Genomic DNA, 256 nt, shown 5'->3' with positions numbered 1-256 from the left:
GGGTATGCACCGCCTCGGCGAAGATGGCGTCCGCCCCGGCCTCGACACAGGCATTGGCACGCGCCACGGCGGCCTCGAGCCCTTCCTTCTGGAAGGCATCGGTACGCGCGATCAGATAGAAGTCGTCGTCACGGCGGGCATCGGCGGCCGCCTTGATGCGGTCGACCATCTCCTGACTGGAGACGATGGCCTTGTTGGGGCGATGTCCGCAGCGCTTCTGGGCAACCTGGTCTTCCAGGTGCACGGCAGCGACACC

Annotated in this window: 1 protein-coding gene; it reads right to left on the bottom strand. The window is 66.8% G+C overall.

Annotated elements, in window-relative coordinates:
- The coding region (locus R0J88_RS21515; RefSeq protein ID WP_410901105.1) for an isocitrate lyase/phosphoenolpyruvate mutase family protein at positions 1-256 on the bottom strand (256 nt) is incomplete at both ends.

The organism is Pseudoalteromonas sp. SIMBA_162 (assembly GCF_046535955.1).
Lineage (GTDB): Bacteria > Pseudomonadota > Gammaproteobacteria > Enterobacterales > Alteromonadaceae > Pseudoalteromonas > Pseudoalteromonas marina.
The sequence above is the reverse complement of the archived record's forward strand: the minus strand, read 5'-3'. Positions and strand labels throughout refer to the sequence as shown.